This is a genomic window from Acidiphilium rubrum (genome assembly GCF_900156265.1).
In the GTDB taxonomy this organism is placed as follows: domain Bacteria; phylum Pseudomonadota; class Alphaproteobacteria; order Acetobacterales; family Acetobacteraceae; genus Acidiphilium; species Acidiphilium rubrum.
Genome location: NZ_FTNE01000002.1, coordinates 100,646 through 120,414 on the forward strand (window position 1 = coordinate 100,646; position 19,769 = coordinate 120,414).

18 protein-coding genes and 1 riboswitch are annotated in these 19,769 nt (G+C 65.4%); of the genes, 14 read left to right on the forward strand and 4 right to left on the reverse strand.

Features of this window, described 5'->3' with window-relative positions:
* Positions 1–2 precede the first annotated feature (2 nt).
* From bchB to hemA, 12 genes are read left to right on the forward strand one after another with little or no spacing between them, the layout of a single operon-like run.
* Positions 3–1,517 (forward strand): ferredoxin:protochlorophyllide reductase (ATP-dependent) subunit B, encoded by a 1,515-nt coding sequence (bchB, locus tag BW994_RS02025; protein WP_029311398.1) that lies wholly within the window; start codon positions 3–5, stop codon positions 1,515–1,517.
* Complete coding sequence (locus tag BW994_RS02030) at positions 1,492–5,091, forward strand: magnesium chelatase subunit H (RefSeq protein ID WP_029311397.1); 3,600 nt, start codon at positions 1,492–1,494, stop codon at positions 5,089–5,091. Before bchB ends, BW994_RS02030 begins: the two co-directional genes overlap by 26 nt.
* A complete protein-coding gene (bchL, locus tag BW994_RS02035) occupies positions 5,088–6,017 on the forward strand; it encodes a ferredoxin:protochlorophyllide reductase (ATP-dependent) iron-sulfur ATP-binding protein (protein WP_081849044.1) in 930 nt (309 codons plus the stop codon). Before BW994_RS02030 ends, bchL begins: the two co-directional genes overlap by 4 nt.
* Positions 6,017–6,715, forward strand: a complete 699-nt coding sequence (gene bchM / locus BW994_RS02040; RefSeq protein ID WP_029311395.1) for a magnesium protoporphyrin IX methyltransferase — start codon at positions 6,017–6,019, stop codon at positions 6,713–6,715. Before bchL ends, bchM begins: the two co-directional genes overlap by 1 nt.
* Positions 6,712–8,181 carry a BCD family MFS transporter gene (locus tag BW994_RS02045; RefSeq protein ID WP_081849043.1) on the forward strand — a complete coding sequence of 490 codons (1,470 nt, stop codon included), beginning with the start codon at positions 6,712–6,714 and terminating at the stop codon, positions 8,179–8,181. The genes bchM and BW994_RS02045 overlap by 4 nt, the downstream gene beginning before the upstream one ends.
* Positions 8,182–8,195: 14 nt before the next feature.
* Positions 8,196–9,050 (forward strand): photosynthetic reaction center subunit H, encoded by an 855-nt coding sequence (gene puhA / locus BW994_RS02050; RefSeq protein WP_029311393.1) that lies wholly within the window; start codon positions 8,196–8,198, stop codon positions 9,048–9,050.
* Positions 9,047–9,724: a photosynthetic complex putative assembly protein PuhB gene (puhB, locus tag BW994_RS02055; protein ID WP_051657266.1), complete on the forward strand. Its 678-nt coding sequence runs from the start codon at positions 9,047–9,049 to the stop codon at positions 9,722–9,724. The genes puhA and puhB overlap by 4 nt, the downstream gene beginning before the upstream one ends.
* A complete protein-coding gene (gene puhC, locus BW994_RS02060; RefSeq protein WP_051657265.1) occupies positions 9,721–10,191 on the forward strand; it encodes a photosynthetic complex assembly protein PuhC in 471 nt (156 codons plus the stop codon). The genes puhB and puhC overlap by 4 nt, the downstream gene beginning before the upstream one ends.
* Positions 10,188–10,505: a hypothetical protein gene (locus BW994_RS02065; RefSeq protein WP_029311390.1), complete on the forward strand. Its 318-nt coding sequence runs from the start codon at positions 10,188–10,190 to the stop codon at positions 10,503–10,505. The genes puhC and BW994_RS02065 overlap by 4 nt, the downstream gene beginning before the upstream one ends.
* A gap of 4 nt (positions 10,506–10,509) precedes the next feature.
* Positions 10,510–11,595, forward strand: coding sequence for a magnesium-protoporphyrin IX monomethyl ester (oxidative) cyclase (gene acsF / locus BW994_RS02070; protein ID WP_245594085.1), 1,086 nt, complete (start codon positions 10,510–10,512; stop codon positions 11,593–11,595).
* Positions 11,596–11,610: 15 nt separating this feature from the next.
* Positions 11,611–13,554, forward strand: coding sequence for a putative photosynthetic complex assembly protein PuhE (gene puhE / locus BW994_RS02075; protein WP_029311388.1), 1,944 nt, complete (start codon positions 11,611–11,613; stop codon positions 13,552–13,554).
* 24 nt (positions 13,555–13,578) lie between these two features.
* Entirely contained in the window at positions 13,579–14,790 is a 1,212-nt protein-coding gene (gene hemA / locus BW994_RS02080; RefSeq protein WP_029311387.1) for a 5-aminolevulinate synthase, read from the forward strand.
* Positions 14,791–15,016: 226 nt separating this feature from the next.
* Here the strand turns inward: hemA and BW994_RS02085 are convergent, their stop codons facing one another.
* Both BW994_RS02085 and crcB read right to left on the reverse strand, forming a co-directional pair.
* A complete protein-coding gene (locus tag BW994_RS02085; RefSeq protein WP_029311386.1) occupies positions 15,017–15,334 on the reverse strand; it encodes a DUF190 domain-containing protein in 318 nt (105 codons plus the stop codon).
* A 12-nt stretch (positions 15,335–15,346) separates the two neighbouring features.
* Positions 15,347–15,721 (reverse strand): fluoride efflux transporter CrcB, encoded by a 375-nt coding sequence (gene crcB, locus BW994_RS02090; RefSeq protein ID WP_029311385.1) that lies wholly within the window; start codon positions 15,719–15,721, stop codon positions 15,347–15,349.
* 123 nt (positions 15,722–15,844) lie between these two features.
* Positions 15,845–15,907, reverse strand: a riboswitch (Fluoride riboswitch).
* A 111-nt stretch (positions 15,908–16,018) separates the two neighbouring features.
* On the opposite strand from crcB, the gene BW994_RS02095 reads away from it, so the two are divergent.
* A complete protein-coding gene (locus BW994_RS02095) occupies positions 16,019–16,534 on the forward strand; it encodes a DUF1003 domain-containing protein (protein ID WP_035228563.1) in 516 nt (171 codons plus the stop codon).
* Between the two features lies 1 nt (position 16,535).
* Here BW994_RS02095 and mntR read toward each other — a convergent pair whose 3' ends face one another.
* Entirely contained in the window at positions 16,536–16,982 is a 447-nt protein-coding gene (gene mntR, locus BW994_RS02100) for a manganese-binding transcriptional regulator MntR (RefSeq protein ID WP_029311383.1), read from the reverse strand.
* 59 nt (positions 16,983–17,041) lie between these two features.
* A complete protein-coding gene (locus tag BW994_RS02105) occupies positions 17,042–18,223 on the reverse strand; it encodes an MFS transporter (protein ID WP_139333951.1) in 1,182 nt (393 codons plus the stop codon).
* Positions 18,224–18,333: 110 nt separating this feature from the next.
* Here BW994_RS02105 and gltX point away from each other — a divergent pair, with 110 nt between their 5' ends.
* Positions 18,334–19,680: a glutamate--tRNA ligase gene (gene gltX, locus BW994_RS02110; protein WP_029311381.1), complete on the forward strand. Its 1,347-nt coding sequence runs from the start codon at positions 18,334–18,336 to the stop codon at positions 19,678–19,680.
* Positions 19,681–19,769: the final 89 nt, after the last annotated feature.

Sequence of the window (19,769 nt, forward strand, 5' to 3'; positions counted from 1 at the left end):
CCATGCAGCTGACCCTCTGGACCTATGAAGGCCCCCCCCATATCGGCGCGATGCGTATCGCCACCGCGATGCAGGGCGTGCACTACGTGCTGCACGCACCGCAAGGCGACACATACGCTGATCTGCTGTTCACCATGATCGAACGGCGCGACCGCCGCCCGCCGGTCACCTACACCACGTTCCAGGCGCGCGACCTCGGCTCGGACACCGCAACCTTGTTCAAAAACGCGGTGCGCGACGCCTATGACCGTTTCAAACCCGAAGCCATGATCGTCGGCGCCTCCTGCACCGCCGAACTGATCCAGGACGATCCAGGCGGCCTCGCCGCGGCACTCGGCCTGCCGATCCCGGTGATACCGCTCGAGCTGCCCGCCTATCAGCGCAAGGAAAACTGGGGCGCGGCGGAAACCCTCTATCATCTGGTCCGCGCCGCAACCAACGGCGTCGCAACACCGGATCGCACCGGCCGCCCGGTCGCGGTCAACATCCTCGGCCCAGCGGCACTCGGCTTTCGCCACCGCGACGATCTGATCGAAGTGACCGACCTGCTGGGCAAACTCGGTGTCTCGATCAACGTGATCGCCCCGCTCGGCGCCCGCTTCGCCGATCTCGCGCGCATCCCCGCGGCCGATGCCAATATCGTGCTCTACCCGGAAATCGCCGGCACCGCCGCCGCCTATCTTGCCCGCAAATTCGGCCAGAAGACCATCACCACCGTGCCGATCGGGCTGAACGCCACGCGCGACTTCGCAGCCGAAATCGCGGCCCTCACCGGCAGCACGGTGCCGGACGATCTGGAAAGCCAGGCCCGCTCGTCCTGGTACGCCCGCTCGATCGACAGCACCTATCTCACCGGCAAGCGCGTCTTCATTTTCGGCGATGCCAGCCACGCCATCGCCCTCGCCCGCATCGCCGCCACCGAAATCGGCTTCACCATCGCCGGCCTCGGCACCTACAGCCGCGAGTTTGCCCGCGAAGTGAAATCCGCCGCCGCACTCTACAATGTCGAAGCCCTGATCAGCGACGATTACCTGACCGTCGAAGCCGCCATCGCCGCCGCCCAGCCCGAGCTGGTGCTCGGCACACAAATGGAACGCCACATCGCCAAACGCCTCGGCATTCCCTGCGCCGTGATTTCCGCCCCCACCCATGTGCAGGATTTCCCGGCCCGCCATTCGCCCTTCGCCGGCTTCGAAGGGGCCAATGTGCTGTTCGACACGCTGACCCACCCGCTGATGATGGGTCTCGAAGAGCATCTGCTCGGCATGTTCCGCGAGGATTTCGAATTCAACGATCAGGCTGCCCCCTCGCATCTTGGCGCCGAAGCCGCGGCACCGGTAGCAACCGCACCCATCCTCACCGGCTGGGAGCCGTCAGCCGAGGCCGAACTCAAGAAAATCCCGTTCTTCGTGCGCGGCAAGGCGCGGAAGAACACCGAACTTTTTGCCGCCGAGCATGGCGTGACCCTCATCACGATTGAGACGATTTACGATGCAAAAGCCCATTTCTCCCGCTGACCAGGCGACGCCGATCCGCGTCGCCATCGTCACGATGGACAGCCATCTCGATGGCGTGATCGAGGCCGGCCGCAAATCCCTGATCAGCGAATACCCCGGCCTGTCGATCGAGCTGCACACCGCCGACCACTGGGCGTCCAACAAAACCGCGCTCACCGCCTGCACCGATGCGATCGCGAGCGCCGATATCGTGATCGCCACGATGCTGTTCCTCGATGATCATATCAAACTGGTCCAGCCCGCCCTCGCCGCGCGGCGCGACTCCTGCGATGCGATGCTCTGCGCCTTGTCCGCCGCCGAAGTGGTCAACCTGACCCGACTCGGCCGGTTGGACATGAGCAAGGAGGGCAGCGCCGCCCTCAAATTCCTGAAAAACCTGCGCCCGAAGCGCAAGGATGCCTCGGCCGCCGAATCGCAGATGCGCACCCTGCGCCGCCTGCCGAAAATGCTGAAACTGATCCCCGGTGCCGCCCAGGATCTGCGCAGCTATTTCCTCGCTCTGTCCTATTGGCTGGCCGGCTCGTCGGACAATATCGAAAGCCTGATGCGGATGCTGATCCGCCGCTACGCATCCGGCCCGCGCGGCGCGCTGAAAAGCAAGCTCGCCGTGCCCGCGCCGCGCGAATACACCGAAGTCGGTGTCTATCATCCGCGTATGCCGGGCAAATTCGGCACCGAGCGCAACGAGGTGCCGCATTGCACCCGTGCCCACGGCACCGTCGGCCTCGTCCTGCTGCGCAGCCTGCTGATTTCCGGCGATTGCGCCCATTACGACGGCGTGATCTCCGCGATCGAAGCGAGCGGCTATCAGGTCCTGCCGGTGTTCGCCGCCGGGCTCGATGCCCGCCCCGCGATGGATAAATATTTCGTCAAGGACGGCATTCCTACCGTCGATGCGGTGATCTCTCTGACCGGATTTTCATTGGTCGGCGGCCCCGCCTACAACGATTCCAAAGCCGCCGAAGCAGCACTCGCCGCACTCGACGTGCCATACATGTCGGCCCACGCCCTCGAATTCCAGCCGATCTCCGCCTGGGAAGCCGACCCGCGCGGCCTGACGCCGATCGAGGCGACCATGATGGTCGCCCTGCCCGAACTCGATGGCGGCATCGTGCCGATGACCTTCGGCGGCAGGGTCGGCGGCACCGGCGAGAACGCCCGCGCCATGTCGGTCCATATCGAGCGCGCCTCGATGCTGGCCAACCGCGTCGGCCGGCTGATCCGCCTGCGCAAGGCGGCCCGCGCCGATCGCCGCATCGGCCTCGTCATCTTCAACTTCCCACCCAACGCGGGTGCGACCGGCACCGCCGCCTATCTTTCGGTGTTTCAGTCGCTGTTCAACACGCTCGGCGCCCTGCGCGACGCTGGCTACACCGTCGAAATGCCGGCCGATGTCGAAGCCCTGCGTGATATGATCTGCGTCGGCAACGCCGCGCAATACGGCGCGCCCGCCAATGTCGCGGTGAAAATCCCGCGTGACGATCATGTCCGCCGCGAACCGCATCTCGCCGAAATCGAGAAAATGTGGGGCCCCGCGCCCGGCCGGCAGAACACCGATGGGTCCTCGATCTTCGTGGTCGGCGCGCAGCTCGGCAACATATTCGTTGGCGTCCAGCCCGCCTTCGGGTTCGAAGGCGACCCGATGCGCCTGCTGTTCGAAGGCGGCTTCGCCCCCACCCATGCGTTCAGCGCCTTCTACCGCTGGCTGCGCGAAGATTTCGCCGCCCACGCCGTGCTGCATTTCGGCACCCACGGCGCGCTCGAATTCATGCCCGGCAAGCAGGCCGGCATGACCGGCAAATGCTGGCCGGACCGGCTGATCGGCGATCTGCCGAATTTCTATCTCTATGCCTCGAACAACCCGTCCGAGGGCATGCTCGCCAAGCGCCGCGCCAACGCGACCTTGATCAGCCACCTCACCCCGCCGGTCACCCAGGCCGGGCTGTATCGCGGCCTCGCCGATCTCAAGGCCACCATCCTGCAATGGCGCAGCCTGCCGCCGGACGCGCCGGCATCCGAACGGCTCGACCTTGAAGCGCTGATCCAGGCGGACGCCGCCAAGCTCGATCTCGCCAAGGCCGAGCCCGCCTGGGGCGACACGGCCGAGCCCGCCATCGCGCAACTCGGCATCGCCCTGCTCGATCTGGAATATTCACTCATCCCGATGGGCCTGCACGTGGTCGGCAGCCCGCCGAACGCCGAACAGCGTACCGATCTGCTGAACGCCGCCAACATCACCGATCCCGTCGAGCGCAAACGGCTCGATGCGCTGCTCGGTGCTGACAGCGAACTCCCCGCCATCATCGCCGCGCTCGATGGTCATTACATCCGCCCCGCGCCGGGCGGCGACATCCTGCGCAACACCGCCATCCTGCCGACCGGGCGTAACATCTACGGCTTCGATCCGTTCCGCATGCCGAGCCCCTACGCCGTCACCGATGGTGCCCGCCAGGCCGACCGGCTGATCGCCCGCCACCAGGCCGAGTCCGGCGCGCTGCCGGAAACCGTCGCCCTGGTGCTCTGGGGTTCGGACAATCTGAAATCCGAAGGCGGCCCGATCGCCCAGGCGCTCTGGCTGATGGGCGCCCGCCCGCGCCGCGACTCCTACGGCCGCCTCGCCGGCGCCGAACTCATCCCACTCGAAGAACTCGGCCGCCCGCGCATCGATGTGGTCATCACGTTGTCCGGCATCTTCCGCGACCTGCTGCCGCTGCAGACCAAACTCCTCGCCGAAGCCGCCCTGCTCGCCGCCGAAATCAACGAATCGGCCAGCCAGAACTTCATCCGCAAGCACACGCAGGATTTCATCGCCCAGCACGGCGGCAGCATCGAAGACGCCGCACTCCGCGTCTTCAGCAACGGCGACGGCACCTATGGTGCCAACGTCAACCAGCTGGTCGATTCCGGCGCCTGGCAGAACGAGGATGAGCTCGGCAACGCCTTCGTCAAGCGCAAAGGCTTCGCCTATGGTGTCGCCGGCCGTGCTGAGCGGCACGATGCGGTGTTCGGCGCGATCCTGAAAACCGTCGATGTCGCCTATCAAAATCTCGACTCGCTCGATCTCGGTGTCACCACCATCGATCATTATTTCGATGGCCTCGGCGGCATGAGCCGCGCCGTCAAAGCCGCCCGCGGCACCGACGCGGCGCTCTATATCGGCGATCAGACCACCGGCGACGGCACCATCCGCACGCTGAGCGAACAGGTCTCGATCGAAACCCGCACCCGCATGCTGAACCCGAAATATTTCGAGGCGATGCTGAGCCATGGCTCGGAAGGCGTGCGCAACATCGAGGCCTCGGTCACCAACACGCTCGGCTGGTCGGCCACCACCGGCCAGGTCGAACCCTGGATCTATCGCGAAATCAGCAACGTCTTCGTGCTCGATCCCGAAATGCGCGACCGCATCGCGAAGCTAAACCCGATCGCCTCGGCCAAGATCGCCGGCCGCCTGCTCGAAGCACACGAACGCAACTACTGGACACCCGATGACGCCACGCTCGAAGCGCTGCGCGCCGCCGGTGCCGAATTGGAAGACCGGCTCGAAGGGCTGGATATGGAGCGCGCAGCATGAACGACATCAGCACGGTCAACAAACTCGCAGAACGCATCGGCGGCTCAAGCTGCAGCACCTCCTGCGGTGACGGCGAAGGCAGTTTGCAGGTCGCACTCGACCCGCACATCAAAATCACCGGCGCCAAAGTCTTCGCGGTCTATGGCAAGGGCGGCATCGGCAAGAGCACGACATCGTCGAACCTTTCCGCCGCCTTCAGCCGTCTCGGCAAACGCGTGCTCCAGATCGGCTGCGATCCCAAGCACGATTCCACCTTTACCCTCACCAAGCGCCTGGTCCCAACCGTGATCGATGCGCTCGAAGCGGTCGATTTCCACCCGGAAGACCTCCGCGTCGAGGATTTCGTCTATGAAGGCTTCGGCGGTGTCCAATGCGTCGAAGCCGGCGGCCCGCCCGCCGGTACCGGCTGCGGCGGCTATGTCGTTGGCCAGACCGTCAAACTCCTGAAAGAACATCATCTGCTCGAAGATTCCGACGTGGTGATTTTCGATGTGCTGGGCGATGTCGTGTGCGGCGGTTTCGCAGCCCCCTTGCAGCACGCCGATCGCGCGCTGATCGTCACCGCCAATGATTTCGACAGCATCTTTGCGATGAACCGCATCGTCGCGGCGATCGCGGCGAAGGCGAAAAACTATAACGTCCGCCTCGGCGGCGTCATCGCCAACCGCTCGGCCGCGACCGACCAGCTCGACAAATACAACGCCGCCACCGGCCTCTCCACCCTCGCCCGCTTCGCCGATCTCGATGTCATCCGCCGCTCGCGCCTGAAAAAATCCGTGCTGTTCGAAATGGAAGACAGCCCCGAACTCGATGCGGTACGCGCCGAATACATGGCGCTGGCCGAAACCCTCTGGGCCGGCGTCGAACCGCTGACCGCCGTGCCGCTGAAGGACCGCGAGATCTTCGACCTGCTGGGGTTCGAATAATGGCAGGCGAGACCTATCAACTCCGGCGCGGCGAAATCGAGACCTATTTCGATCGCACCGCCGCCGCCGCCTGGGCACGCCTGACCTCGGATGCCCCGGTCAGCGGCATCCGTGCGAAGGTCCGCGCCGGGCGCGACGCGATGCGCGCCACCCTGCTCGGCTATCTGCCCGACGATCTGACCGGCGCCCGCGTGCTCGATGCCGGCTGCGGCACCGGCGCACTCGCCATCGAAGTCGCCCGCCGCGGCGCCGATGTCGTCGCGGTCGATCTCTCGCCCACCTTGGTCGATCTCGCCCGCGAACGCGCGGCGAGCGACCCCGCCGCCTCCCGCATCGATTTCCGTGCCGGCGACATGCTCGATGCCGCGCATGGTGATTTCGATTACATGGTCGCAATGGATTCCCTGATCCATTACCAGCGTGACGATGTGGTGGCGTCCCTCGCCCGCATCGCCCCCCGCGTCCGCCACGGTATGATGTTCACCTTCGCCCCGGGCACGCCGCTGTTGATCACCGCCCGCGTGATCGGCCGCCTGTTCCCCCGCAGTGACCGCTCACCGGCGATCGAGCCGCAGCCCGAGCGCAAACTCCGCCGCGCCATCCAGCAAAATCCGGCGCTCGCCGGTTTCGCGCCCCGCCGCACCACGCGGATTTCGCGCAGCTTCTACATCTCCCAGGCCCTGGAGTTGTCCCGATGAGCCAACACATCAAAACCAAAGGCCGTGCGATCGAACGCACGATGACCCCCTTCTGGATGAAGCTCGACACCAGCTGGCTCCCCTTCGCCGATGCCGCGACGCCCGAACTGCCGATGCGCCGCCTGCTCCGCCTGTCGCTGTTCCAGCTCACTGTCGGCATGTCGGCGGCGCTGATGATCGGCACGCTCAACCGGGTGATGATCGTGGAGCTGCACGTCTCGGCCGCCCTGGTCTCGTTCATGATCGCCCTGCCTTTGCTGCTTGCCCCGGTGCGCGCCCTGATCGGTTTCCGCTCGGATGGCTATCGCTCGGTATTCGGCTGGCGCCGGGTGCCGTTCATCTGGTTCGGCACCATGGCGCAGTTCGGCGGCCTCGCGGTGATGCCCTTCGCGCTGATCATCCTCAGCGGCCATGCCGTCGGCCTGCCGATCTGGGGTAAAATCGGCGGCGCGCTCTCCTTCCTGCTGGTCGGTGCCGGCATGCACACCACGCAAACCGCCGGCCTCGCGCTCGCGACCGATCTGGCACCCGAGCACGCCCGCCCGCGCGTGGTTGCCATGCTCTGCGCCATGCTGCTCGCCGGCATGATCGGCGGCGCGCTGCTGTTCGGCTGGCTGCTCACCCCCTACAACCAGTTCCACATGATCCAGGTGATCCAGACCACCGCGCTGATCACCATCGTTCTCAACAGCATCGCCCTCTGGAAACAGGAACCCCGCCGCCGCTACGCGGATGACGAGGAACTGCCCGCCCGCCGCGCGGGGATGGAAACCCTCTCGGCCGCCTGGGCGCTGTTTCGCGCCCAGCCGCTCGCGATGCGCCGCCTCGTCACCATCGGGCTCGGCACCCTCGCCTTCTCGATGCAGGATATTCTGCTCGAACCCTATGGCGGTCAGGTGCTGCACCTGCCGGTCGGTGAAACCACCGCGCTCACCGCCCTGCTCGCCGCCGGTGCCGGTGCCGCCGCGCTGGTCGCGCGCTGGCGCCTGACCCGCAACGGCGATCCCTACCGCATCGCCGCCGCCGGCACGCTGGTCGGCTTGCTCGCGTTCAGCTGCGTCATCTTCGCCGCCCCGCTGCATTCGGGCCTGATCTTCGGCGCCGGCGTCGGCCTGATCGGCTTCGGCGGCGGCCTGTTCCTGGTCGGTACCCTGTCCGATGCCATGGGCCGCGTGATTGGCGACATGAGCGGCCTCGCCCTCGGTGCCTGGGGTGCGGTGCAGGTGCTCGCTTCGGGCATCGCCATCGCCATCGCCGGCACGCTGCGCGGCACCATCGCCACACTCGCCGCGCACGGCACCTTCGGCCCCAGCTTCACCGGCCCCGCCGTCGGTTACGATGCCGTCTATCACGTCGAAATCTACCTGCTGTTCGCCACGCTGATCGCGATCGGGCCGCTGGTCCGCCGCTCCTCCACCCCAACCAACGCGCTGACGCAGCAGGACGCTGCGTTCGGCCTGAAATAACCACGAGGTCCGTCATGCAAACCGGTGCAATCACTCCCTATATCGATGTCGCTCAGTTGGTGCTCTACGCATTCTGGATCTTCTTTTTCGGCCTCGTGTTCTACCTCCAGCGCGAGAGCAAGCGCGAAGGCTACCCGCTGGTCACCGGCCACAAGGGCGAACGCCTCGAAGGTTTTCCCTTCCTGCCGACCCCGAAAACCTTCATCCTGCCGGATGGCACGACCAAATCCGTGCCCTGGAACGAGCCGATCGAGGTGATCAACGCCCGTTCCAGCGCACCGTGGGATGGCGCGCCGATCATCCCGCTCGGCAACCCGATGCTCGATGGCATCGGCCCGGCCTCCTACACCCAGCGCTCCACCCACCCCGAGATGATGCCCGAAGGTGAAGTCCGCATCGCCCCGCTCCGTGTCGCGACCGACCATTGGGTCGCCGCCGAAGACCCCGATCCACGTGGCGCCCCGGTGATCTGCTGCGATGGCGTGATCGGCGGCACCGTCGTCGATATCTGGATCGACCGCGCCGACCAGATGCCGCTCTGGCTCGAAGCCAGCGTCGCCTCCGATCCCGCGCGACGCGTGATGTTCCCGATCGCGCTATGCCGGGTCATCGCCAACAGCAACCCGTTCGACAATGCCTGGGTCAGCTTCGGCAGCATCGTCAGCGGCAGCCGTGGCACCGCCGGCCTGCCCCGCTCGGCCAGCGGCGTCTCGGTGAAACTCGCCTCGGTCACCGCGGCGCAATTCGCCATCGCCCCGCCCATCGCCATGCCCGACATCATCACCCCGCGCGAGGAAGATCGCCTGATGGCCTATTTCGCCTCCGGCCATCTCTACGCGACGCCGCAGCGTTCGGAGCCGCTGCTATGAGCACACCCGATCGCCGTGAGGGGCGCGGCCTGCCGCACGCGCTGCCAGCGGGTGAAACCCTGCTGTGGCAGGGCTCGCCCACCTTCCGCGCCCTCGCGGTCGGCGCCTTCCACGTCAAGGCGTGGAGCATCTACGTCGCGATCATGCTGGCCTGGGGCATCGTCAGCGCGCTGATCTCGCATCACTCGCTGCGCGTCGCCGAAGCCGCCGGCTTCTGGTCGCTGTTCCTCGGCGTGCTCGCACTGGCCATGGTGCTCGGCTTCGCCTTCCTCACCGCCCGCACCACCATTTACACCATCACCAGCAAGCGCATCGTGATCCGCTACGGTGCGGCGATCCAGAAACACGTCAACCTGCCGTTCCGCGCCATCCAGGCCGTCGGCCTGCGCACCGCGCCCGATGGCACGGGCGACATCGTGATGACGCCGGAAGCCGACCGCAACCTGTCTTACCTGCTGCTCTGGCCGCATGTGCGCGCCGGCAAGCGCGGCCGGGTCGAACCCGTGCTGCGCGGCATCCCCGATGCCGCCGGCGCCGCCCGCGTGCTCGCCGCCGCGCTCGATCCGTCGCGCGCACCGGCCGCGATCATGCCGATCGCCGCCAGTCCGCAGCGCGACAGAAGCCAGGATAGCGATGCGATGGACGCGCTGGCCTCGGGCGGTCACGCGGCATGAGCGGCGCCGCACCCTATCATGACGACGACGCACCGCCGCATGTGCCGCGCTGGGCGGTGATCGCGGCGGGGTGCCTCATGCTCGGCACCGTCGCCCTCGCGACAATTTCGCGCCTGACCACGCCTGATTACAGCCTGCCCGCGGCCACCGCGCCGATCATGGCGGTCCGCTTCATCCAGACCGAGGCGCAGGCCCTGCTGGTGCAGAACGCCGCCACCGGCAAGCCCATCACCACCATCGCGCCCAGCGCCGATGCCTTCCTGCGCACCACCCTGCGCACCATGATCGAGGCCCGCCTGGCCGATGGCTTCTCGCGCACCGCCCCGTTCCTGCTGATCCCCGCCGCCCACCATGTCCTGATCCTCGATGACCCCACCACCGGTGAGCACATCGACCTGCAGGCGTTCGGCCCCAGCAATTCCGGCCAGTTCAAGGCCCTGATGCTTCACAACGGAGACCGCTCATGATCGGCACCAAGCAACGCATCGATCTGCGCTGCCAGATCGACTTCGAACAGACTCCACAAAGCCTGCACGCCCACGCGATTCCGCAGGATGTCGAAATCTGGCCCGGCGATGAAATCCTGCTGCACGACGCGCCCGAAATGGTCGGCTTCGGCGAACGCCTGACCGGCGAATGCACCGCAACACTGCTCCGCGCCGGCCGCCTCGAACGCGCCTGGACGCAGTTCCGCTCGCTGTTCGAAATCGGCGAGCTCTACGAAGTCGGCTTCCAGCCGCTCGCAGACTTCAACATCGCCCCGACCCATACCGGAGTCTGAGATCATGAACGCCATGACCAGCACGATCGCAGCACCCGGCGCCCACAGCGCGCCGAACGCCCAGACCGAAGCCGCGCAGAACAGCACCATGCTGAGCCCGCGTTTCTACACCACCGATTTCGCTGCCCTCGACAAGATCGACGTCGGCCCGATCCGCGATCAGTGGGAAACCCTGATGGCCGAGTTGAAGGCCGACCCCAACAAGGGTCACTTCGCCCGCACCGATGAATTCAAGGTCGACATCTCCGGCATGCCCGAAGCGCTCCGCCGCGAGTTCCTCGATTTCCTGGTCAGCTCGGTCACCGCCGAATTCTCCGGCTGCGTGCTCTACGCCGAAATCAAGAAACGCTGCGGCAACGAAGATCTCCGCCGCCTGTTCGGCTACATGAGCCGCGATGAAGCCCGCCACGCCGGCTTCATCAACGAGGCGCTGCGCGACCTCAACACCCGTGTCGACCTCGGCTTTCTCACACGGGCGAAAAAATACCATTTCTTCAAGCCGAAATTCATTTTCTACGCGACCTATCTGTCGGAAAAGATCGGCTACGCCCGCTACATCACCATCTACCGCCAGCTCGAAGCCCATCCCGAACTGCGCATCCACCCGATCTTCAAATGGTTTCGCGAGTGGTGCAACGATGAATTCCGCCACGGCGAAGCCTTCGCTCTGCTGATGCGCGCCAACCCGTGGATGCTGACCGGCATGAACAAGCTCTGGGTGCGGTTTTTCCAGCTCGCCGTGTTCGCCACCATGTATGTGCGCGACCACGCGCGGCCCAATTTCCACGCCGCCCTCGGGCTCGACCCCACCGCGTACGACATGCAGGTGTTCCGCATCACCAGCAAAATCGCCCAGCAGGTGTTCCCGATCACGCTCGACATCGAAAACCCCGCCTTCCTCGCCGGGCTCGAACGCCTGCGGAAAATCGACGTCGCGAATCAGGCGATCCGCGACGTGCCGGGCATCGGTGCGAAACTCAAACGCGCCTCCTACGCCGTCCGCGCTGCCGCCAGCTTCGCGCGGCTCTATCTCATGCGCACCAAGGCCCAGGCACTGCCGGCCGACGTGCGCCTGCAACCCACCTGGTAAGCCCAAGGACCCATCATGAGCAACTACATCATCCCTGGACTGTTCGCCCTGTTCATCTGGTGGTTCAGCACCGGCGCGATCATTTTCCTCGATGGCCTGCCCCGGCCGACCTTCAAATGGAGCATGCTGGGTGCCACCACCGTTTTCGCCATCTGCGTGATCGGGCTGGTGAAGGTCAGCGGCGAACAAACCGTCGCCGCCGCCTACTGGGCCTTCGGTTTTGGCCTGTTCGCCTGGGGCTGGCAGGAAATCAGCTTCTACATGGGCTTCGTCACCGGCCCGCGCACCGCATCCTGCCCGGAAAACTGCAAGGGCTGGAAACATTTCGGCCACGCCATCCAGACCAGCCTGTGGCATGAACTCGCCATCATCGGCTCGGCGGTCATCATCGTCGTCGCCACCTGGGGCCAGCCGAACCAGATCGGCGTCTGGACCTTCATGGTGCTGTGGTGGATGCACCAGAGTGCGAAGCTCAACGTCTTCCTCGGCGTGCGCAACCTGAACGAAGAGTTCCTGCCGGAACATCTGAACTTCCTGAAGAGCTTCCTCAAGCGCAAGCCGATGAACCTGCTGTTCCCGTTCTCGATCACCATCTCCACCGTGATCGGCACCATCATGTTCGAACACGCCGGCCGCGCCACCACGGGCTTTGCCCGCGCCGGCGATACCTTCATCGGCGTGATGATGGCGCTCGCCATCCTCGAACATTGGTTCCTCGTGCTGCCGCTGCCGGCCGCGAAACTCTGGAACTGGGGCCTGAAATCCCACAAGCCCGCACGCGCGTTCGACGTCGAAATCGTCGCCGGCTTCCTCGGCGCCGGCAAGACCACCTTCATGCGCCGCCGGCTCGACATGCTGGGCAATGTTCCGGTGGAAACCCGTGAAAAAACCGTCGTCCTGGTCAATGATTTCAGCACCGTCGGCATCGATGGCTCGCTGCTCCGCGGCCAGGGGGCGGATGTGGTGGAACTGCCGAACGGCTGCATCTGCTGCACCCTGAAAAACGACCTCGCCAGCCAGTTGGAAGAAGTTGTCGGCAAATTCGCCCCCGACCGCGTGCTGATCGAACCCTCCGGCGTCGCCGATCTTGCTTCGCTGATCGGCGTGCTGGAACGCCCGGCCATCGCCCCGTTCAAGCGCAGCCTCTCGGTCATCACCATGATCGATGCCAGCGCCTTCCTCGGCGATTTCGCTGAAATGCAGGGACATTTCACCGCCCAGGCCAAACTCGCCTCGCTGCTGATCGTCAACAAGACCGATCTGGTCAGCGCCGCCGAACGCGACCTGGTCGAGGAAACCCTGCAACGCCTGAACCCGGATGTGCGGATCATCACCGCCCGCTACGGCTCGGTACCGGCCGAGGTTTTCGCGGCGACCACCAAAGCCCGCAAAGACCCCACCGCCGCCGATGACGAACGCGCCGCCACCCCCACGCCAACCGTGCGCCACGTGCAGGAATACGAGGCCAAACCCGCACCGGTTCTCACCCCCAGCCCCGCAGCGGCCCCAACGCCGGCGCCGCAGCAAGTCAACCACGCCCCGCAGGCGCATAACCACGATCACGCCCACGACCATGCCGCGCACGACCACGCGGCCTGCACCGATACCGGCTGCGACCACCCCGATCATCACCACGATCACGACCACGCCCACCAGGACGCACTCGGCTTCAGCTCATGGGCCGGCACGCTCGATAACATCTGCGACGCCGACGCCCTTCGCCACGTGCTCGATGCCGCAGCCGCCGGCAATTTCGGCAGCATCGCCCGGCTCAAAGGCCTCGCCCGCATCGGCCGCGGCTGGGTCCAGTTCGACATCGCCGGCCACCGCGCCAGCATGGGTGCCTTCGCCGCCCCGGCCGATGAGGAACCCCGCGTCATCGCAATCGGCCGCAACCTCGATGAAGCCGGCCTCGCCGCCGCCTTCGCCGGCTGCTCCATGCGCCTCGCGGCCGAATAAGCCATCGATCTGGGAGATCATCCAATGAACTACGAAACTTTCTTCACGTCCGGGCTCGACCAACTCCGAAAGGAAGGCCGCTACCGCGTGTTTGCCGACATCGAACGCCACGCCGGCAACTTCCCGCACGCCACCCAGTACGGCGAAGGCGGCGAACGCCCCGTCACCGTCTGGTGCTCGAACGACTACCTCGGCATGGGCCAGCACCCCACCGTGCTCAGCGCGATGCACGCAGCCCTCGACAAATGCGGCGCCGGCGCCGGCGGCACCCGCAACATCGCCGGCACCAACCACTACCATACCGTGCTCGAACACGAACTCGCCGATCTGCACGGCAAAGACGCCGCCCTGCTGTTCAACTCGGGCTATATGTCGAACTGGGCCTCGCTCTGCACCCTCGCCCATAAACTGCCCAACTGCGTCGTCCTGTCCGACGCGCTCAACCACGCCTCGATGATCGAAGGCATCCGCCACAGCCGCGCCCAATGCGAGGTTTTCGCCCATAACGACCCCGCCGACCTCGCCCGCAAACTCGCGGCCATCGATCCCGCGCGCCCCAAACTGATCGCCTTCGAATCAGTCTACTCAATGGACGGCGACGTCGCGCCGATCGCCGATATCTGCGATGTCGCCGACCAATACGGTGCGATGACCTACCTCGATGAAGTCCACGCCGTCGGCCTGTACGGCCCGCGCGGCGGCGGCATCTCTGAACGCGACAACAACGCCCACCGCCTCACCGTGATCGAAGGCACCCTCGCCAAAGGCTTCGGCGTCATCGGCGGCTACATCACGGGCTCGACCGCGCTGTGCGACTTTGTCCGCAGCTACGCCTCCGGCTTCATCTTCACCACCGCGCTGCCACCCATGGTCGCCGCCGGCGCGCTCGCCAGCATCCGTCACCTGAAGTCCAGCAGCGCCGAACGCGACCGCATGCACGACCGCGTCGCCCGCCTGCGCGCCAAACTCACCCGCGCCGGGCTGCCCCACCTCGAAAACCCCAGCCATATCGTCCCCGTCATGGTCGGCGACCCGGTCCAGTGCAAAACCATCAGCGATACCCTGCTCGATCGCTTCGGCATCTACGTCCAACCCATCAACTACCCCACCGTCCCCCGCGGCACCGAACGCCTGCGCCTCACCCCCTCACCCCTGCACACCGACGCCGATATCGACCACCTGGTCGACGCCCTGGCCACCATCTGGCACGAAATGTCGATCCAGTTGGCGGCTTGATGAGTGGCGCTGGGAGTAGGGAAGGCCAGGGGCTCTGCCCCTGGACCCCGTTAAAGGCGGAGCCTTTAAAATCCATTAGTTTTAGGCAAGGGGAGGGCGACCCAGGCCAGATCGACGGAAAGTCCTAGGCAGCGCCCTCCCCTTGCCTAAAACTAGCGGGTTCTAAGGGCTAAGCCCTTAGTGGGGGTCGAGGGGGCAAAGCCCCCCGCCTTGCTCGCTCCCAGCCTCACCCACCATGCCGCACAACCGGCCACGACATCACGTGGCCGGCGGGGACCATGGGCACCAACGTGGCGATGATGGCATCGACGGTGTCGGTGTCGGTGCAGAATTCGATGGCGAGGGGCAGGTCGACGTCGAAGTGCAGCATGTCGGCGGCGTGGATGATGCCTTTGGCGGAGAGTCCGGCGATGCCGCGCAGCACGGAGGCGCCGGTGATGCCTTGGGATTGCAGGGATTTGAGGATGTCATCCATCAGGGATTTGCGTTTGCCGTGATCGGATTCGTGGATGGCGATGCGGATCATGGTGGCTGGCTGGGTCATGGTTGAGCTTCCTTACAGGTTGCGGGCGGCGTAGGCGCCGAGGAACACGCCGGCGAAGCCGAGTCCGACCGAGAGTGCGACGTACAGGGCGGCTTTCATTGCTTCGCCGTTTTCGACCAGCAGCAGGGTTTCGAGTTCGAAGGTCGAGAAGGTGGTATAGCCGCCGAGGAAGCCGGTGAGCACGCCGGTCCGGATTGCGGGTCCGAGGTCGAAGCGTTCGAGGGTTGCGAAGAACAGGAAGCCGATCAGCAGGGAGCCGAGCAGGTTGATGCTGAGCACGGCGAACGGAAAATCGCGTCCCAGGGTGTTCTGCACGGCGATGGTCTGGCCGTAGCGCGCCCAGCAGCCGAGCGTGCCGAAGACGGCGATGGCGAGGAGTGTTTTCATATCTGTCCTTTCGTGATGGCAACCAAAAACGCGCGTACGCCGCCCGGTTGGGGGCGGTGTCGCGGGCGTTGGGCTTGGGGTGGAGTTGCGGGCACGGCCTGATCCTTCCGAACGACGGATTTGCAAGGAACAGGAGTCATCAGCCCCGCGGGCGGTTACATGGCGAACTCCATCGCCGCAGGCAGATTGTTGGCTCACGCAAATTTTGTCAAACCAAAAAGTTTTCTGCTTCTTTTTTACAAAAAAGAAGCGCTTCCCTGTCCGCCCGCGACCCGGCCAAACCCTTGGAATCTGCACATGCCCACCGCCCCGATCCCCGACCTTTCCAAGCCCCCGCTCTCACTGCGTCAGCTGCGCACCCGGCGCCAGCCGTTGCGCGACGTGCTGGCGCCCTCCCCGGCGCCGATCAAGCCGTTCGACAATCTGGCGGTCTGGATCACCAGCCGGGTCGGCACCATGGGGTTTTTTCTGGTCATTTTCACCTGGACGGTCACCTGGCTCGGCTGGAACGTGCTGGCGCCGAAGCCCTTGCAGTTCGACCCGCCGATGGCTTTCGTGTTCTGGCTGTTCATTTCCAACGTCATTCAGCTCCTGCTGATGCCGCTGATCATGGTGGGGCAGAACATTCAGGGCCGGCAGGCCGAATTGCGGGCCGAGCACGATCTCGACATCAATGTCCGCGCCGAGGAGGAAATCGAGGTTATTCTGAACCATCTGGAATATCAGAACGCCCTGCTGATCGCGATGCTGCGCAAGCTCGACATCAATATCGACGAGGTTCTGGCCAACACCGCGCCGGATGCCGATGCCTGAGTTAGCCGCGCGCCTGCAGAAACCGGCTGAACGCGCGCAATGAGATATCCGACACGTGATGCTCGATGCCCTCGGCATCCGCCTCGGCGGTGTCCGCCGGCACGCCGATCGCTTCGAGCACCTGCACCACCAGCCGATGGCGCGTGCGCACCCGCTCGGCCAGGGCCAGCCCGGCCGCGGTCAGGAACACGCCGCGATAGGGTTTCGCGGTCGCTAGCCCCTCACGCTTCAAGCGGTTGATGCTTTTCGCCGCGGTCGGGTGGGAAACGCCGAGTCGGCGGGCAATGTCGATCGGCCGTGCCTCGCCATTGGCGGCCAGCAGATCGGCGATCAGTTCGACATAATCTTCGAGCAGCGCGGTTGATTGCGCCGTCCGCGCCCGGCCGAACCGCTCGGCCTGGGTCGGTTCGGCGGGTAGGCCATCATCGCGTGCGGGGGCGGCGGTCATGATGTCTCCGTAGGCATCCACTACCCATAGCCGCGCCGGCGGCAAACGCCAATTTTTGGCTATTTGATCCGCTTGGGCAACCACAACGCCGCAAGTCCCAGCACGGGCAGGAAGGCGCAGATGCGGTAGACGGTGGTGATGCTGGTCCAATCCGCCACCACGCCGAGCCCTGCGGCACCCAGCCCGGCGACACCGAAGGCGAGGCCGAAAAACAGGCCGGAAACGGCGCCGACGCGCCCGGGCATCAGATCGTTGGCAAACACCACGATCGCGGAGAACGCCGAGGACAGGACCAGGCCGATCACCACGCTGAGCGCGACCGTCGCGTTCAGCCCGACATAGGGCAGCAGGAGGGTGAACGGCAGGACGCCGAGGATCGAGCCGATGATCACCGCGCGCCGCCCGATGCGATCGCCGATCGGCCCGCCGATCATGGTGCCGGCCGCCGCCGCCGCGAGGAACACGAACAGATCGATCTGCGCCTGCTGCACGGTGATGTGGAACCGGTGGATCAGGTAGAAAATGTAATAGGAATTGATGCTGGCGAGATAGACGAATTTCGACATCATCAGCACGCCGAGCAGCACCAGCGGCACCACGACGCTGGCCGGCTTGGCACCCGCGACCGCCGCGCGCACCCGCGGCTTGGCGTGGCCGCTGGCGCGGAACCAGACGCCGACCGCGGTCAGGATCGCCATGGCCAGCAACGCCGCCAGCGAAAACCACGCCATGCTCGCCCGCCCGCGCGGCAGGATGAAAAACGCGGCCAGCAACGGGCCGAGCGACTGGCCGAAATTGCCGCCGACCTGAAAGATCGACTGGGCAAACCCATGTGCCCCGCCGGACGCAACGCGCGCGATCCGCGAGGATTCGGGATGAAAGATCGACGAGCCGACGCCGAGCAGCGCCGCGGCGCCCAGCAATTCCAGATAGGTGCCGGCAAAGGCGAGACCGACCAGGCCGATCAGGGTGAAGCCCATGCCGAACGGCAGGGAAAACGGCTGGGGCCGTGCATCGGTATAGAGGCCGATCATGGGTTGGAGGATCGACGCCGTCACCTGATAGACCAGCGTGATCAGGCCGATCTGCGCGAAATTCAGGTGGAATCCGCCTTTCAGCAGCGGATAGATCGCGGGCAGGAGGACCTGCATCATGTCGTTCAGCATGTGGCAGATGCTGATCGCGATCAGGACCGCAAACGTCGTTCGCGCCGCCGCGGACCGCCGCGTTTCAACCACCATGCTCACGACAGACTGCCCCCGGGCCGGATTTGGATACCGTTCGCAAATAAGGCAAATCACGGCCTCGTGCACCTTTGTTCTCCGCAACGAAGCCATGCTAACCAGCCGGGATGAACGCCAGCTCCCCGCATGTCCGTTTCGCGCCCTCACCCACCGGCTATCTGCACGCCGGCAACGCCCGGCAGGCGATCGTTAATTATCTGTTCGCGCGGGCGCAGGGCGGGCGGTTCACGCTGCGGATCGATGATACCGACGCTGAACGATCCCGCCCCGAGTACGAAGCCGCGATCGAGCAGGACCTCGCCTGGCTCGGGCTGACGTGGGATGACAAATTCAACCAATCCGCCCGGCTCGCCCGCTATGCCGAGGCGGCCGAGACGCTGAAGCGGGCGGGCCGGCTGTATCCCTGCTTTGAATCCGAAGAGGAACTCGCGGCCAAACGCGCGCTGCGGGCCAAGCGCAAACTGCCGCCGATCTATGATCGGGCCATGCTGTCGCTGACGCCGGCGCAGCGCGCCGCCGCCGAGGCCAACGGCAAGACGCCGTACTGGCGGTTCAGGCTTTCGGATGGTGCGGCCCTCTGGGAGGATCTGGTGCTCGGCGAGCGGACCATCCGGTTCAATACGCTGTCCGACCCCGTGCTGATCCGCGCCGACGGCACGCCGCTTTATACTTTCACCTCGGTCGTCGATGATCTGGATACCGGCATCACCCATGTGATTCGCGGTGAGGACCATACGACCAATACCGCTGTGCAGATCGATCTGTGGCGCGCGCTGGCGCCGAAAAAGCCGCTGCCGGCGTTTGCGCATCTGCCGCTGATTTCGGATATCGCGGGCGATAAACTCTCGAAACGCTCGGGCAGCGTCTCGTTGCGGACGTTCCGGCGCGATGGGATCGAACCCATGGCGCTGGCGGCCTATCTTGCCCGGCTCGGCTCGCGCCGGGACCCGGAGCCGCTGACGCTGGCCGAACTCGGGCCGAGTTTCAACCTCGATGCGTTTTCGCGCGGCGCGCCGCGGTTCGATGCGAAGCAATTGCTCAGCCTCAACCGCCGCATCCTGCACAATGTTGCGTTCGATTTCGTGGCCGACCGGCTGCCCGAGGGGGCGAGCCCGGCGTTCTGGCAGGCGATTCGCGGCAATATCGATCTGCTTTCCGAGGCCCGGCACTGGTGGGAGATTACCCACGGGCCGATCGATCCGCCCGAGATTCCCGAAGCAAGGTCGATCCTGCAGGCCGCACTGGGCAGCCTGCCCGAGGCGCCCTGGGATGAGACGACGTGGAAATCCTGGACCACGATGATCGCCGCTGCGACCGATACGCGCGGCAAGGCGTTGTTCATGCCGCTGCGGCTCGCGCTGACCGGCGAACCGCACGGGCCGGATCTTGCGGCGCTGCTGCCTCTCATCACACGTGAACTGGTGATCGAACGGCTGGAACGCGCAGCGCGGTAAACGAGGCGTGCTTTGCGTTTTGCGATCCGATTTCGAACGGAAGGACTGTCGCGCGGATCGCCGTTAAGTAATGAGTAATGTCTATCGCG